This is a genomic window from Salmonella sp. SAL4457 (assembly GCF_046548235.1).
Taxonomy (GTDB): domain Bacteria; phylum Pseudomonadota; class Gammaproteobacteria; order Enterobacterales; family Enterobacteriaceae; genus Salmonella; species Salmonella enterica.
In genome coordinates this window covers 1-276 of the sequence record NZ_JBGDZO010000403.1, presented here as the reverse complement: position 1 = coordinate 276, position 276 = coordinate 1, and the positions used below count along the sequence as shown (strand labels likewise).

Here is a 276-nt window from a genome sequence, read left to right as displayed (position 1 = left end):
CTTCCCAGGCGGGCCCGAACTGTTCGGACTTGAGATGCCGTGCAATGGTGAGGTGTGGCTGGCTTGTGGCGTGAACGCCCAGCTTCCTTAGTCGCTTGTCGCTGCGCAGATAGGTCCGAACGCTTTTCCGCAAGGCGGCGATGGATCCCTTCTCGACGGGATCGAGGTAGATGGTCTTCTTGTCGGGGAAATGCTTGATGCCCTCAAAGTGCAGGGTGAAGGGCGCATGGCCGGTGACACCTTGTGCGATCCCATCGCAGATGTCCCGTTCATAGA

At 59.1% G+C, this 276-nt stretch carries 1 protein-coding gene; it reads right to left on the bottom strand.

Annotation, left to right across the window (positions count from 1 at the left end; genetic code table 11):
- A partial coding sequence (locus ACLJNW_RS24820) for a 2'-5' RNA ligase family protein (RefSeq protein WP_410961303.1) occupies positions 1 to 276 on the bottom strand: 276 nt, incomplete at both ends.